This window comes from Methylophilus sp. DW102, from assembly GCF_037076555.1.
GTDB classification, from domain to species: domain Bacteria; phylum Pseudomonadota; class Gammaproteobacteria; order Burkholderiales; family Methylophilaceae; genus Methylophilus; species Methylophilus glucosoxydans.
On the sequence record NZ_AP029023.1, the window covers coordinates 2,932,848 to 2,947,933 of the forward strand.

The 15,086-nt window shown below is 53.1% G+C and carries 15 protein-coding genes and 1 tRNA gene; 7 read left to right on the forward strand and 9 right to left on the reverse strand.

The window, feature by feature from the left end; translation table 11 throughout:
- Positions 1-9: 9 nt before the first annotated feature.
- The 5 genes from AACH41_RS13970 to AACH41_RS13990 are packed head-to-tail and all read right to left on the reverse strand — an operon-like array spanning position 10 to position 3,169.
- Entirely contained in the window at positions 10-705 is a 696-nt protein-coding gene (locus AACH41_RS13970) for a pilus assembly PilX N-terminal domain-containing protein (protein WP_338655823.1), read from the reverse strand.
- A complete protein-coding gene (locus AACH41_RS13975; protein ID WP_338655824.1) occupies positions 695-1,834 on the reverse strand; it encodes a PilW family protein in 1,140 nt (379 codons plus the stop codon). Before AACH41_RS13975 ends, AACH41_RS13970 begins: the two co-directional genes overlap by 11 nt.
- Positions 1,835-1,848: 14 nt before the next feature.
- Positions 1,849-2,253 (reverse strand): hypothetical protein, encoded by a 405-nt coding sequence (locus tag AACH41_RS13980; protein WP_338655825.1) that lies wholly within the window; start codon positions 2,251-2,253, stop codon positions 1,849-1,851.
- Positions 2,247-2,759: a GspH/FimT family pseudopilin gene (locus AACH41_RS13985; RefSeq protein ID WP_194749009.1), complete on the reverse strand. Its 513-nt coding sequence runs from the start codon at positions 2,757-2,759 to the stop codon at positions 2,247-2,249. The genes AACH41_RS13980 and AACH41_RS13985 overlap by 7 nt, the downstream gene beginning before the upstream one ends.
- Positions 2,759-3,169: a type IV pilin protein gene (locus AACH41_RS13990; RefSeq protein WP_194749010.1), complete on the reverse strand. Its 411-nt coding sequence runs from the start codon at positions 3,167-3,169 to the stop codon at positions 2,759-2,761. Before AACH41_RS13990 ends, AACH41_RS13985 begins: the two co-directional genes overlap by 1 nt.
- Positions 3,170-3,351: 182 nt before the next feature.
- On the opposite strand from AACH41_RS13990, the gene AACH41_RS13995 reads away from it, so the two are divergent.
- Complete coding sequence (locus tag AACH41_RS13995) at positions 3,352-3,492, forward strand: lipoprotein (RefSeq protein ID WP_228518864.1); 141 nt, start codon at positions 3,352-3,354, stop codon at positions 3,490-3,492.
- Positions 3,489-4,733, forward strand: coding sequence for a diaminopimelate decarboxylase (gene lysA / locus AACH41_RS14000; protein ID WP_338655829.1), 1,245 nt, complete (start codon positions 3,489-3,491; stop codon positions 4,731-4,733). The genes AACH41_RS13995 and lysA overlap by 4 nt, the downstream gene beginning before the upstream one ends.
- Positions 4,734-4,824: 91 nt before the next feature.
- On the opposite strand, the gene purU is transcribed toward lysA, so the two are convergent.
- Complete coding sequence (gene purU / locus AACH41_RS14005) at positions 4,825-5,679, reverse strand: formyltetrahydrofolate deformylase (protein WP_338655830.1); 855 nt, start codon at positions 5,677-5,679, stop codon at positions 4,825-4,827.
- A 117-nt stretch (positions 5,680-5,796) separates the two neighbouring features.
- On the opposite strand from purU, the gene ispH reads away from it, so the two are divergent.
- Complete coding sequence (gene ispH, locus AACH41_RS14010; protein ID WP_313985792.1) at positions 5,797-6,759, forward strand: 4-hydroxy-3-methylbut-2-enyl diphosphate reductase; 963 nt, start codon at positions 5,797-5,799, stop codon at positions 6,757-6,759.
- 65 nt (positions 6,760-6,824) lie between these two features.
- Positions 6,825-6,900, forward strand: a tRNA-Thr gene (locus tag AACH41_RS14015).
- 296 nt (positions 6,901-7,196) lie between these two features.
- On the opposite strand, the gene AACH41_RS14020 is transcribed toward AACH41_RS14015, so the two are convergent.
- The 3 genes from AACH41_RS14020 to AACH41_RS14030 are packed head-to-tail and all read right to left on the reverse strand — an operon-like array spanning position 7,197 to position 12,789.
- Positions 7,197-10,292 carry a CusA/CzcA family heavy metal efflux RND transporter gene (locus AACH41_RS14020; protein WP_338655831.1) on the reverse strand — a complete coding sequence of 1,032 codons (3,096 nt, stop codon included), beginning with the start codon at positions 10,290-10,292 and terminating at the stop codon, positions 7,197-7,199.
- Positions 10,293-10,295: 3 nt separating this feature from the next.
- Entirely contained in the window at positions 10,296-11,456 is a 1,161-nt protein-coding gene (locus tag AACH41_RS14025; RefSeq protein WP_338655832.1) for an efflux RND transporter periplasmic adaptor subunit, read from the reverse strand.
- Between the two features lie 4 nt (positions 11,457-11,460).
- Positions 11,461-12,789, reverse strand: a complete 1,329-nt coding sequence (locus AACH41_RS14030) for a TolC family protein (RefSeq protein WP_338655833.1) — start codon at positions 12,787-12,789, stop codon at positions 11,461-11,463.
- A gap of 177 nt (positions 12,790-12,966) precedes the next feature.
- Here AACH41_RS14030 and nudB point away from each other — a divergent pair, with 177 nt between their 5' ends.
- The 3 genes from nudB (at position 12,967) to AACH41_RS14045 (ending at position 15,023) form a co-directional block, all read left to right on the forward strand.
- Positions 12,967-13,422: a dihydroneopterin triphosphate diphosphatase gene (gene nudB, locus AACH41_RS14035; protein WP_338655834.1), complete on the forward strand. Its 456-nt coding sequence runs from the start codon at positions 12,967-12,969 to the stop codon at positions 13,420-13,422.
- Between the two features lie 75 nt (positions 13,423-13,497).
- Complete coding sequence (gene nadA / locus AACH41_RS14040; protein WP_338655835.1) at positions 13,498-14,595, forward strand: quinolinate synthase NadA; 1,098 nt, start codon at positions 13,498-13,500, stop codon at positions 14,593-14,595.
- A complete protein-coding gene (locus tag AACH41_RS14045) occupies positions 14,595-15,023 on the forward strand; it encodes an HIT family protein (protein WP_338655837.1) in 429 nt (142 codons plus the stop codon). Before nadA ends, AACH41_RS14045 begins: the two co-directional genes overlap by 1 nt.
- Positions 15,024-15,086: the final 63 nt, after the last annotated feature.

Consider the following 15,086-nt stretch of genomic DNA (forward strand, 5'->3'; position numbering starts at 1 on the left):
TCCACCTGTTTAGTTGGAGATAAATGACTGCATATAAGTCACCGTATTTTTAGGGCCAGCAATACGCAAAGTAACCCGGTAGAGTGGCGAGTCCGAACTTGAGACGCAACGTTTGAACAGCTCCACGTTGTTGATATTGTGTGAGCAGTTTTCACCATTGTTGGGCGAGCTGGCCATCATGCAGCGCGAGGCATTGGTGGCTGCACTGCCTGCATTGATTTCGGCATTGCTGAAGTTACACATGCGCTCAATGACAAAGCGAATCTGATTACCCTGACGGTCCATGCCATTACGAATTTCGTCATTGCCGTCGGTCTGGTTAGGGACCTGGCTACTGTTGCTGTCATCCCAGGTCATGGTAGTGAGCTGCTTGCCATCACAAATCTGTGCATCCGGATTAGTATCAAACTGACTGCAGTTTGCGTAATAGCCCAGCTGCGGATGATGGGTGGTACTGACCTCAAGCACGACGTTTTTGGCAATATATTCAGTAATTCCTTCTAGCACGACATTGGCCGTGGTCGTCGCGGATTGGCGATAGACGAGGTTGCCGGACACCAGCGCATTGGTATCTACGCTACGGATCAAGGCAACGGCGGCAATAGACATCACCGCCAGCGCCAGCAAGGCAAAAAACAAGACGATCCCTCGCTGTGCTAAGGGCAGCCGGGCTTGATTGGAAGGGGTATACGGATCAGAGCGCATCACGATTCCAAAGAATATTTCTGAGAGGAATGTTGGCCTCAAAGGTCCGGTAGCGATACTGTTGCCATTGAGGCACCGCTGTTAAATCGACATTGGCAGGATTGGCATCTGCCTGCCATACACAGACCTTGGCGAGCCCGGCAACGGAACCATTACATGCCTGGCTAACGGCTTTTTTCTGTAGATTACCATCCCTGGTCACCACCGCAATGCGGATGGCACGGATACGGTTTCTGTCGATGAGCGAAATCGTGTCACCAAAGATGCCGGTGGCATCCACCCAGCGGTCAACCCGGTTTAAAAAGCCGGCAGCCGTGGCCGAGGGCGATGCAGGATCAATGGTGTCAGAGATGCCATATTGCGCCTGCAAGCTCACTATGTCACTGGCGACAGGGATCGCAGCGGCATTGGGGAAAGGATCTGTCCCTGGCGTGCCGCCGCTCCTAGTCAACTCCAGGTTGGCGCTGACGCGGTACTCATACTGGTTCCAGGCGCCCAGGCAAGAGAATCGTACCCAGTCAGCCCCGTTCAAAATCGTTACCGGGCTGGCGGTGGGTGGCGTATTGAGCTCGCTCAGCGTATTGATGGTCCGGTCAGCGTTTAACTTTTTCAGCCTGGCAAGACTACAATTGGGACTGCTCGGCGTTTGGTGATAAAGCACCACATCGTTTTCCTGGCAGCCAATCAGGCGGCCATCCAGGGTAGGCGTAGTAATCGTGCCCGTCGCACGCAGTGACGCACCTCCGCTGGCCGGATTACCATAGCGAATGCGCACAATATCACTGCCTGCGCCGCCATCCACAATCACCACGGGTGATAAATTGATGACGACGCCCCCTTGATTGATGGATGTATCGATCGGGCACAACAACGGGGATGGGTCTGAGCTGTTATAAAGCGGCAGTCCATATCCGGCATTCTGCGCATCACGCTGCATGTAGTACATGGCCAGCACGCCATTCGACTGCGCATCGCTACCGCCGGTAATGGCACGTTTTCTTGCTTCAAAACCGGTAAACAGGTTGCTGATCGCCAAAGTAGCTACCAGGCCAATCAGTAACCCGACCAGGAGCTCTACCAGGCTAAAGCCTGACTGCAAACGCTGTGATTTTGTGCCTGCCCTATTCATCTGCTGACCTTTGCTCAGGGCGAGACATCAAACAAATAGCTGGACGCATTAACTAAATGGCGCGTGCCGCCCGGCACTTGCCAGCCCACCGTGACGGTGATCATGCTGTTGGTGATGGCAGAAAAACTCAGGGTGCCGTTGGGTAACTGGGTTTTAATACTTTCCGTATCCACTTGGCTGACATAAGTCGCAGCATCACCGCCATAGGCCATCAGATTGGCAATATGGGTCTGTGCAATCAGCTGTGCCTCGGCACGGTAACGATTGTCACTGCTATTCTTGATCATGGCGCTTTGCAAGCCAACCAGGGCCAGCACCCCCATGCTAAAAATCACGACCGCCACCATCGCCTCAATCAATACAGATCCTGCTTGCTGGCCCAAGGTGGGTCGCGCCCTGTTAATGGATGTTTTTAACATGCGCGGGTATCCCCAACCGTGGTCACAGCAGGATCGCAAACCTTGACGTTGCCGCCTGCCGCCAATGTCACTCTCAATGCTTTACGTTCTTCTGCCTTGACCTGGCTGTTACTCACATTCACCATGGTCAGCGCATCCGGGCTGGCCGGGTCGCGCGTACCAAAACTGCTAAACACCGCGGTATAGTTATCTGCAGTCACGGTGACATTGCTGGATGCGCCTTCGGTGGCGCTTTTCTGGGTGATGACCGCTGGGCAGGCTGGCGTGATAGCGACGCAGCCAATCTGCCAGGCACTGTTGGTTTGCAACGTGAATTTCACTCGACTATTACGCTTGATCGCTTCGGCACGTGATTGCTGCAGACCGTTTCTGACAGACTCGGCCACGGTTCTGATTTGCGAATTGCCAATCGCCGTCTGAAAAGCCGGGATGGCAATACTGGAGACCGCCACCATCACAACCACGGTGACGACCAGCTCAATCAAGGTAAAGCCTTGCTGCTGCATTAGCAACTTCCTGAGGATGAAGTCAGCCAGCAAGTGGCGCCAGTGGTGCCGTCGTAAATAGAGGTCTTGGCGTTATCCTGGTTGACGGTAAATGAAAAATTACCCATGTTCTGCGCTGATTTGCCTGTCGCTTTCAGGGTGTAAGTCGTCGCTGACTGGTTATCAATCGAGTAATCGAAATACTTGGCATCACTTGGGTTGCAGACAAAGCCCACATAGGTAAAGTTATCCTGGTAAAACTGTTCGACCTGCACACGGCAATTGGCCAGATTGGCAGGTGCCTCAGCCGCATTGCCACTTTTGACATAATCCTGGTAACCCGGCACGGCAATGCTGGCGAGCAAGCCGATAATGGCCACCACCACCATGACTTCAATCAGACTAAAGCCTTGTTGTAAAAGACGCTTCATGAATATCCCCTTTTTGCACAGCCTTATCATGCAAACAGCGATTCTTCCTGTCTAGCAGTAGCCGACTAGCGGTTAACTCTGGCCGACAAACGGTAGACTTGGCCCAAGCGCGCGCGACCAGGGATGGGCCAGCGCAGCTTTAGTGGTAAAATCTGGCTTTATTTTGATTGGACGCCAGGATCATGTTTGCCAGCTCTACAAAATTAATAGCACTTGCCCTGCTGTTATGCACCCTGGGTGCTTGTGGCCTCAAAGGCAATTTGTATCTTCCCGAGCGTCAGTATCCTCAACCACAACCGCCATCAGACAAGTCGCCATCGTGATCCCGTTTTCAACCCAACAAGGCCTGCTACATGCCGAAAATGTAGCCTTGCGTGATATTGCGCAAACCCACCAAACCCCCACCTACGTCTATTCGCGGGCGGCACTCACGCAGGCGTTTGAGCGTTTTGCCGCTGGGCTGCGTGGGCATGACCATTTGGTCTGTTTTGCCGTGAAGGCCAACCCTAGCCTGGCGATACTGAATCTGTTTGCCCGCCTGGGTGCCGGCTTTGACATTGTGTCTGGCGGAGAGCTGGCCCGTGTAATTGCAGCTGGCGGTGACCCGAAAAAAGTCGTGTTCTCTGGCGTTGGAAAATCCCACGCTGAAATTGAGGCCGCCCTTGAAGCGGGGATCTATTGCTTTAACGTAGAGTCTATCAATGAGCTGGACCGTATCCAGCAAGTGGCGGCTCGCCTGGGTAAACAGGCCCCGGTTTCGTTGCGGGTCAATCCAAATGTGGACGCAAAAACCCACCCCTATATCTCTACCGGCCTTAAAAATAACAAGTTTGGCGTGGCATTTGAAGATGCACTGGCTTTGTATGAAAAAGCGGCACAATTGTCCAACATTGCCGTGCATGGCGTCGATTGCCATATCGGCTCGCAGATTACCGAGCTATCGCCGTTTCTAGATGCGCTGGATAAAGTCCTTGGTTTAGTGGATGCGCTGGCGGCCAAAGGCATCCCTATTCAGCATATTGATGTCGGCGGCGGCGTAGGCATTACCTACAGTGACGAAGCCCCGCCGGACTTTGCCGCCTATACGGCCGCCATCCTGCAAAAACTGGCGGGCAGAAACGTCAAGGTGTTGTTTGAACCCGGCCGCGCGCTGGTCGGCAATGCAGGCGTATTACTGACCAAAGTCGAATACCTCAAGCCAGGTGAGACCAAAAACTTCGCCATCGTCGATGCCGCCATGAACGACCTCATGCGCCCCGCCTTGTACGACGCTTTTCACAATATCACGACCATTGCCCCGTCTACGGCACCCACTGCCGTCTATGAAATCGTAGGTCCCGTCTGCGAAAGTGGTGACTTTTTGGGCCATGACCGGACACTGGCAATTGCAGAAGGCGATTATCTGGCCATACACTCTGCCGGTGCTTATGGCATGAGCATGGCCAGCAACTACAACACGCGTGCACGTGCCGCAGAAGTACTGGTCGACGGCGATCAGGTGCATGTGATTCGCGAGCGCGAGCAGATTGCTGATCTGTTTAAACTGGAGCGCATCTTGCCGTAACATTGGCCGTCATTGCAATTTTTCAGCAGTAATCAACAAAAAACCGAAGCATTTGATTGCTTCGGTTTTTTTATTGTTATAAAGATACGTGTTAATCAAAAATCACGGTCTTGTTCGCATAAAGCAAAATACGATGTTCAATATGCCAGCGCACGGCTTTGGATAACACAACCCGCTCCAGATCACGACCTTTCTGGATCAGGTCTTCGACCTGGTCACGGTGAGAAATACGCGCCAGATCCTGCTCAATAATAGGGCCCTCATCCAACACCTCAGTCACATAATGACTGGTGGCGCCAATCAGCTTTACGCCACGCTCAAAGGCACGGTGATAGGGGCGCGCGCCGATAAAGGCTGGCAAAAATGAATGATGGATATTGATAATTCGCTGAGGATAGCGCGCGACAAACTCGGGGGACAGAATTTGCATGTATCTTGCCAGCACAATCAGGTCAATCTTGTGTTGGTCAAACAAGGCAAACTGCTGCGCCTCGACGTCGGCTTTGGTCTCTTTGGTCATCGGCAGATAGTGAAACGGGATGCCATAGAACTGCGCCAGTTTCTCCGTATCTCTATGATTGCTGATAATGAGCGGAATCTCGCAGGCCAGCTCGCCACTATGATGACGGTGCAGCAGGTCTACCAGGCAATGATCATATTGCGACACCATGATCGCCATGCGTGTTTTTTGCTCAGACAATTTGAGTTGCCAGGTCATGGCAAAGCGTTGCGCCACCGGGCCAAACGCCTGCTCGAAATCGGCCACGGCCACATTGAAATTGGTCAGGTCCCACTCGACGCGCATCAAAAACAGATTATTTTCCGCATCCTGATGCTGGTCTGCGTGTAAAATATTGGCATTGTGCTCATACAAAAATTGCGCAATCGCCGCCACAATCCCTTTGGTATCCGGGCAGGTAATCAGCAAGGTAGCAGTGTTTTTCATAACATGGGCTTTAAGCGAGCAACAAAAATGCAGATTATACCTGATGCCTGCCAGCCCTTGTGGTTGAGCTTGGCAGTTGCAGGCGCAGACAGCAGTAGACTCTTGACGGAATTGATTATGCAAACAGAAGTGACACCTGAGATCGTATTGGCCAACCCGCGTGGCTTTTGTGCGGGGGTAGACCGTGCCATTATTATTGTCGAACAGGCACTCGAAAAATTCGGCGCGCCGATTTATGTGCGCAATGAAGTGGTTCACAACAAATTTGTCGTCGGTCAATTGCGCGACAAAGGCGCCATTTTTGTCGATGATCTGGAAAAAATTCCGGCAGGCAGCATTGTGATTTTTAGTGCGCATGGCGTTTCCAAAGCGGTGCGCGCAGAGGCAGAGTCGCGCGGCCTGACGGCGTTTGACGCCACTTGTCCGCTGGTGACCAAGGTGCATATCGAGGTCGCCAAAATGCGTAAAGATGGTCTGGAGATCATTATGATCGGCCACAAAGGCCATCCAGAAGTCGAAGGCACCATGGGCCAGTCCGAGGCTGGCATGTATCTGGTGGAAACCCCGGAAGAGGTGACCGCCCTCACTGTCACCGACCCTGACAAACTGGCCTATGTGACACAAACCACCTTATCGGTGGATGACGCCACTCAGGTCATCAACGCCCTCAAAACACGCTTCCCCAACATTAAGGCACCCAAAAGCGATGATATTTGCTATGCCACGCAAAATCGGCAGGACGCGGTGAAAATCATGGCCAAAGACTGTGATCTGGTGATTATTGTCGGCTCACCCAATAGCTCTAACTCAAACCGTTTGCGTGAAGTTGCCAAAAACCAGGGCGTAGAAGCTTATATGGTCGATAATGCCAGCCACCTGCAAGCAGGCTGGTTACAAGGTAAAAAGAAAATCGGCATTTCTGCCGGTGCCTCAGCCCCTGAGGTGTTAGTACAGGAAGTGATTGCTGCTTTGAAAAACATGGGGGCTAACCAGGTGGAAGAGTTGCAAGGGGTAGTGGAAAACGTCGTGTTCCAGCTGCCCAAAAACCTGGTCAATGCAGAGAAGCGCAGCACGGTTTAAACGCTTGCCGCATTGATTGGCTGGCCGTCCCTTGCTAAGATTGGCAAACAATGTTCGCCTTGTTTGCCGGTGTAGCTCAGTTGGTAGAGCGGTTCATTCGTAATGAAAAGGTCGGGGGTTCGATTCCCTTCTCCGGCACCATCCACACATCAAAAAATTCCGACCGGCCACCGGCAAAAAAAAGCCCAAGCCATTTCAGCTTGGGGCAAGCAATATCCTCGGGAAAGGATAGTCGGGAAACTCGCATGTGATTGTTGTTAACTGCCATTGCGATTGAATTCCACTACACTGATTCACGTATGCATGATTTGTGCCAAATCATTTAAACAGTCCAAGCACTTGATTTTAATTGAATAAATCTAGACATGGGGCGCACTCGCCCACACGAATTGATTGATATCAACCACCAATCTGGTTTAATAGAACCAAATTGGTGGTTATTCAGCGCGCGGACGGCGCAGGTCGGAAAACAGCGGGAACAACAAAGGCAACAACAACAGTGTGAACAAGGTCGCGGTAATTAACCCACCGACAATCACCACCGCAAACGGCCGCTGGGTTTCGGAGCCAATGCCATGCGAGAGCGCCGCTGGCATCAAGCCCAACCCGGCCATCAAGGCCGTCATCAATATCGGGCGCAAGCGGGCAACTGCGCCTTCAATCACCGATTCCGACAGCTCTCTGCCTTCGCGCATCAAACTCTTGATCTGCTCGACCATGATCACCCCGTTTTGCACCGAAATGCCGGCCAGCGCAATAAAACCGACGGCGGCAGACACGGACAAATGCAGTCCGGCCACGGCCAGTCCGGCCAGGCCGCCCACCAGCGTAAATGGAATCATCAGCAACACTAGCAAAGCATTTTTGACCGACTTGAATGCCCAAAACAGCAAGATAAAAATCAACAACACAGACAAGGGCACAATTACCATCAGCCGCTTCATGGCCCGTTGCTGGTTTTCAAATTGCCCGCCCCAGGTCATGCTGTAGCCAGGCGGTAGCTTGACCTGTGCCTTGACCTGTTGCATGGCTTCTTGCACAAAGCTGCCCTGATCGCGGTCTGTAATATTGGCTTTGATCGAGACAATACGCGAGCCTGATTCGCGGCTGACACGTGAAGCCCCTTCCTTGATGGTCACCTCGGCTACCTCGCTGAGCGGGATGCTGCCGTTTCCATTTGGCAAGGCAATCGGTAACTCGTCAATATCATCCACAGAATCGCGGAAAGGCCTGTCCAGCCTTAAAGTGACATCAAAATGCCGGTCGCCATCGTAAAATGTGTTCGCCGGATTGCCAGCCAACGCGGTTTGTACCGTATTGTTAACATCGCCCGCCATCAGGCCATAGCGCGATAATTGGGCACGATTAAGCGTGATATCTAGCTCAGAGTTGCCTGAAATGCGGACTGCCGCCACATCGGTTGCGCCACGCACGTGATTAATGACATCGACCACCTCTGCCGCTTTCTGCTCGAGAATCGTTAAATCCGGGCCGAAAATCTTGACTGCAATTTCACCTTTCACGCCAGACAACGCCTCTTCCACACTGTCCTGAATCACTTGCGAAAAGTTGGTGGGCACGCCCGGAATCTCGTGGATACGGCGCGACATATCCTTGATCAGCGATTCCTTATCGGCAAACTTCCATTCGCTGTGCGGCTTAAGATCAGCCAGAATCTCCATGTGGTAGGGGCCCTTAGGGTCGGTACCGTCATCTGGCCGTCCGACATGCGACACCACCAACCTCACCTCTTGGTAGCTATTCAGAATCTTGCGGATTTCTCGCTCGATCTCTTTAGTTTTTTCCAGGCCAGCCGAGGGTGGCAGATCAACGGTGAGCCAGATATTGCCTTCATCCAGCTTGGGGAGGAATTCAGAGCCTAACATGGGCGCAGAGAGCACGGATATAACTAAAATGCCGCCGGATACGATGACCACCCATACGCGGCATTTGCGGGTTTTAAGCAAAATATGCCGATAGGCATTTTGCAAGCTTTGCATCCAGTGGCTGTGTTTTTCCGCCATATCCTCACGCTTCATGGTGTATGACAACAAGGCTGGCACCAGCGTCAAGGTCAGGATAATGGCGCCCAGCAAGGCAAAACTCAAGGTGAATGCCATTGGCGAGAAAATTTTTCCTTCTACGCGTTGAAAGGTAAAAATCGGCAAAAAGGCAGTGATGATGATGGCTTTGGAGAACAGAATCGGGTGCCCCATATCAATCGCCGTGCTTTTAAGCGTCTGCATGCGCCAGGCCAGCCCCATATTGCCTTGTGTTTTATCCACCTCAGCCACCGCCAGGCGCACCATCAGCGCCTCTACCAGCACCACTGCACTATCAATAATAATGCCAAAGTCTACCGCCCCGAGCGAAATCAGGTTGGCGGAGACGCCGCGTAAATCCATGACAATAAAGGCAAATAACAGGGATAACGGAATCACCGAAGCCACAATCAGGGCGGCGCGCCAGTTGCGCAAAAACACTACCAGAATCGTCACCACCAGTAACGCGCCGACAATCAGGTTTTCTGCCACGGTATGCACGGTGTGGTGAACGAGGCCGGTGCGGTCATAAAAAGGCACGATTTTGACGCCGGGCGGCAGGGTCTGATTGACCAGATCCACCTTCTCGCGCAAGGCGTCGATCACTTTGGCGGCATTCTGGCCCTTGGTCATCAGCACGATGCCTTCAATAATGTCATCCTGCTGATTAAAGGAAACGATGCCTGAACGGGGGCGATCACCAATCACCACCTGACCAAGGTCGCTGACCAGAATCGGCTTGCCATCCCGCGTATCAACCACGGATTGCGCAATATCATCCAGACTGCGAAACAGGCCGATGCCACGCACCACCAGCGACTCGTCGCCTCTGTGCATGAGTCCGCCACCCACGTTACTGCTGTTGTTGCTGACCGCCTGGTTAACCTGATCAATACTCACATCAAACTTTTTCAAGCGGTAAGGATCCAGCTTGATTTGGTATTCCTTGACCGTCCCGCCAAAACTGGTGATATCGGCCACCCCTGGCACCATGCGCAGTTGCGGGATAATTTTCCAGTCCTGGATAGCGCGGATTTCGCGTTGCGGCATTTCTGCCGGCGCTTCAACCAAATAGCGGTAAACCTCCCCCACCGCCGTCGTCAGCGGTGCCAGCGTGGGTTGCAAGCCGATGGGCAAGCTCACCCCTTGTAAACGCTCTAACACCTGCTGCCGCGCAAAATAATCTTGCGTGCGCTCGGCAAAAGTGAGGGTGACCACGGAGAGCCCGGTAATAGACACCGAACGGATTTGTGCCAGTCCAGGTACCCCGCTCATCCCATGCTCAATCGGCAGTGAAACAACGCGCTCGACCTCTTCTGGCGCCATACCTGGTGATTGTGTGACGATAATCACGTGCACATCTTCAACATCGGGGAACGCTTCAATTGGCAGGTTTTGCACGGCAAACCAGCCAAAAATCATGAGCACAACCGCGCCAATCAGCAGAAAGACACGCTGTTGCAGTGAGAAGGTGATCAAGCCTTTTAACATCGCCTATTTACTCACGGACAAATCTGAATTGAGCAGAATGGCACCGCTGGTCACGATGCGCTCACCAGGGTTTAAGCCGGTTTTCACGGTGGCATATTCCCGCCGCTGTAAATCCAGTACGACTTTACGCTTGCTAAAATGCAAGGGCTGCTCTTCTACAAAGACATAGCTGTAGAGTCCCTCGGTAATCAGGGCACTGTTGGGCACGCGGATAACACGATGCTGGCTGGTATCCAGCGGCGTAATCCGCGCATACATTTCTGGTTTGAGCTTGCCTTTGCTGTCGAGCAGGCAACGCACAGGAATCCGGCGCGTGGTCGGGTCTACCATGATGCCTATTGTTTTAATTTCGCCGTCAAACACCTCGTCAGGATAGGCATCCACCTGGACACTGAGCTTTTGCCCTTGCGAAATCCGGCTCAAGTCCCGCTCTGGCAAATCGATACTGGCCCAGACATGGCTGGGATCCGTGATCAAAAACAAAGGATCTGCCGCATCGGGGCGGACCTCGCTGCCGGGATTCACTTTGCGGTCAACCACCACCCCCGCGATTGGCGAGCGCACGACATAGCGATCACTGGCCCCCGTCGACACCCGCAGGTTTTTCAACCTCGCCATCGCGCGCTCATGTTCTGCACGCGCACTCGCCCAGTCCGCCTGTGCGACTTCCATGTCTTTTCTGGCCAGCACGCCGCCCTCTACCAGCATGCGGCTACGCTCCAGCGCCTGTTGTTTGAGTCCCAAATCTGCCTGTGCTTTGCCCACATCCGCGACCGCTGCCCCCACATCCGGCGAGTCCATCACCAGCAAGGGCTGACCGGTTTTCACAGCTTCGCCTATTTGTGCCTGAATATTCAGCGCTCGTCCGGCCACTGGCGAATACACCCGTGCTGTCCGGTTTTCATCAAACACAATCTTGCCGTTGAGGGGCTCGGTCACCGGCACCGGGATCTCGGTGACGGGTTCAATTTTGAGACTGTTTAATTGTGGCGAACCCGGCGTCAGTACAATCTGGTTGGCAGGCTGCGCGGGCACGCGGGCATTTTTGTCTGCCGCCATGGCTGAAGCCATGCAAACCCCTATCGCGCACAAGATAAATACGAACTGGCGCATCGCCTTGACGGTAGCAGGAGGGGAAGCCATGGAAGTGAATGAGCGCATCATAAAATTATTCTTGATAGACAAATGCCTGGCGGGTGGCCGCTAACCAGGCGGATAGGGACTTGGCATAATCAGCCTTGACGCTGACTGCCTCTAGTTGGAGCGTGCGTAAAATACGTCTGGCATCGAGCAGATCCATGACATTCATGGCGCCATGCTTGTAGGCAAACTCTGCCGCGTCTGCTGCATTTTGCGCTTCCCGCAGAATGCTCTGGTCAAAACGTCGATTTTTATCAATCGCGGCATCCAAATCTGCTTTGGCCTGTCTCATTTCGGCAATCGCCGCCGCCTGCACTCGCTCTCTGGCCTCGATTGCACTGGTATAGCCAACTTCAGCCCGTGCGGCCTCGCCCTCATACTGATAATTGGTAAACAAGGGAATGCTCAATGAAGCGCCTATGGTATCTGGTGCCGATCCAGGCTCCTGCCCAGGAAAATGCTGGTAAGCAAACGACCAGGTAAAATCTCTGACCTTGAGCGACTCTGCAAGCTTTCTGGTCTGCTGAGCCTGCTCCATGCGCGCTTCAGCCGCCTTCACATCCGGACGTTGTGGTAACCAGCCAGTGTCTTTCTCAGCCGCTGGATTGGCCGATGGCTCTGCAATCAGGGCGGGCCAGGGGTCCGTCACACGGAGCTTGCTCGCGTCCTGATCCTTGCCAAGCAAGTAAGCCAGCATGGCTTGCGCTTTTTGCACAGTAGCCTCTGCCTGGCGCAAATCATTGCTGGCCCGCAGGGCATCTACCCGGATGCGCGCTACATCCGCCGACGCCACATCGCCTGCTTTCAGACGCAATTGCGCTGCCTGCAGTGTTTTCTCATAACTACTGACATTCGCCTGCTGAATGAGCAGACTTTCCTGGGCAAGTTTGAGATCAAAATAGGCATTGGCCATGGCCAACGCCTGTTGACGATAGGTTTCCCCCAGGTCGAGCCGGCTCGCTTTGACCGCACTTTCCGCCACGGCAGAACGCAGTGCCCGCTTGTCACCACGCTCATACAACTGAGTGACCTGCACCGCCGAGTTATAGGTTTGATCCAACAGGTCTCGTTTGCCGTTTTGGTTTTTATTGCCTTGGCCGCGATTGAGGTTGAGACTGGAAAGGCCGAGTGACAAGACCGGGTTTGGTTTTTGGCCAGCAATCAGGGTATCGGCTTCTGCACTTTCAATCGCCCGCTTGGCAGCAAGCAGATCACGGTTATTGCCTGCAAACACAAGTTCCGCCTGTTGCAGGCTAAGCTGGTCCCATGCAACTGCTGGAGCGACACCGGAATCCGCAATCGCCTCAAAACAGACCATCAGCAACACGCAAAGCCAGCCCTGCTGACGCCTCAACATAACACCTATCCCTGTGCTCATCACTTAAATTTTTATGGTATACACCTGATTATCCTTATCATAGTAGGCTTATCTGCTTACGACAATCTTTCACTGAACGCATCCTGACAAAAAAGAGTCTATTGTAAACACCGACAGCCATGGACAAGGCCGCGGGCTTTATAGACAATCCTCCTTATGACACAACATTTCAAGATTCCCGTTTCCGCATTGGTGTTGATTCATACGCCAGATTTGCAAGTACTGTTGATGGAGCGTACGGACAAACCGGGATACTGGCAGTCAGTGACCGGGAGCATAGAAGCAGAAGAATCGCCCTATCAGGCAGCGATCCGCGAAGTGCGGGAAGAAACCGGCCTGGACGCGCTGGCTTACGACTTTGAAGATTGGCACGCCAGCAATGTGTATGAAATCTATCCGCATTGGCGTCACCGATATGCGCCCGGCGTCATGCAAAACACCGAGCACCTGTTTGGCTTGTGTCTGCCAGAGCCTCAGCCAGTCACGCTGGCGCCAGACGAACACACGCGCTATGAATGGGTGGACTGGCGGCAAGCGGCTAAAAAAGTCTTCAGCTGGACCAATGTGGATGCCCTTAAACGGCTGGGCGAAAAACACCGTTTAACACTGTAATTGCCAGCTTTGCAATTGGGATAAATCCACATCGGTTGTAAAATAGCGTTTTACCCTCAACTAATGGCTATGACCATGCAAACCGCCACTATCAAATTTGAAAAGTTCCAGTCGGCCAAAGACGATGACTGTCAGGCCCGTATTCTGGCTGCCCGCGAAAAGCTGGGTAAGCGACTGGTGATTCTGGGCCACCATTACCAGCACGAGAGTGTTTACCGCCATGCGGATTACTCTGGTGACTCACTGAAACTGTCTAAATATTGTGACAGCCTGGATGCAGAATACATCGTCTTTCTGGGTGTGCATTTCATGGCCGAGGTGGCTGACATCTTGAGCCGCCCGGATCAGGTCGTGATCTTGCCAGACTTGGCCGCAGGCTGCTCCATGGCAGACATGGCCAATCTGGCCAAAGTTGAGCGTAGCTATCGCGAACTCAGCAAAGTCCTTAATTTTGATGAGACCATCACACCGGTCACTTATATCAATTCCGCGGCGGACCTGAAAGCCTTCTGTGGTGAACATGGCGGCATTGTGTGCACCAGCACCAACGCCCCCAAAATCCTGGAGTGGGGCTTCAGCCAGCGCGAAAAAATCCTGTTCTTCCCGGATCAGCATCTGGGCCGTTGGAGCGGCTACAAAATGGGTATCCCATTAGAGCAAATGCCCGTCTGGGACCCAGACCTGCCCATGGGCGGCTTGACCGAACAGCAAATCAAAGACGCAAAAATCCTGCTGTGGAAAGGTCATTGCTCAGTACACCAGATGTTCCGCAAACAGAATATCGACCAGTTCCGTGCCCAGCATCCAGATGGCAAAGTCATTTCTCACCCGGAAACGGCGTTTGAGGTCTGCATCAACTCAGATTATGTCGGTTCTACAGAATACATCTTGCGTACCGTGAGTGAAGCCGAGCCTGGGACGAAATGGCTGGTAGGCACCGAATTGAACCTGGTCACACGCCTGGCCGAAGAAATGAAACCGCAAAACAAGCTGGTACAGTTCATGAGTCATGTGGTTTGCGAATGCTCAACCATGGCACGTATTGACCCGCAACACCTGGCCTGGTGCCTGGAAAACCTGGCCGAAGGCAATGTGGTCAACCAGATTAAAGTGCCCGCGCATGAAGCGAAACTGGCCAAACTCACACTGGATAGAATGCTGGCCGTTTCCTGATGCGTGATTGCCCGCTGTGCCAACCAACCCCCTACGACTTGCTATGGCAGGATGATTTTTGCCGGGTAGTGTTATTGCACGACGCAGATTACCCTGCCTATTGCCGGGTGGAATTAATTGCACACGTCAAAGAAATGACCGACCTGCCTCCCGCAGCGCGAGCGCGCACCATGAAAGTCGTGTTTGCTGTCGAAACTGCACTGCGGGAAGTCATACAACCGGATAAAATCAACCTGGCTAGCCTGGGTAATAAAACGCCGCATATGCACTGGCATCTGTTGCCAAGATTCGAGAGTGACAAACACTTTCCGAATAGCCACTGGGGCAGCGCTATGCGGGATTCCGAGAGTCGGCCACTGCAACAAGACCAAAGAGACAGGCTACAACAGTTAGTGATCGAACGCGTGGAATGTGCCTTAAATTCGTAATCAATATAGGCTGAAGTGGCGGCTGATCATGGTCGCAAAAAAAGGGGCTTTCAAAAGCCCCTT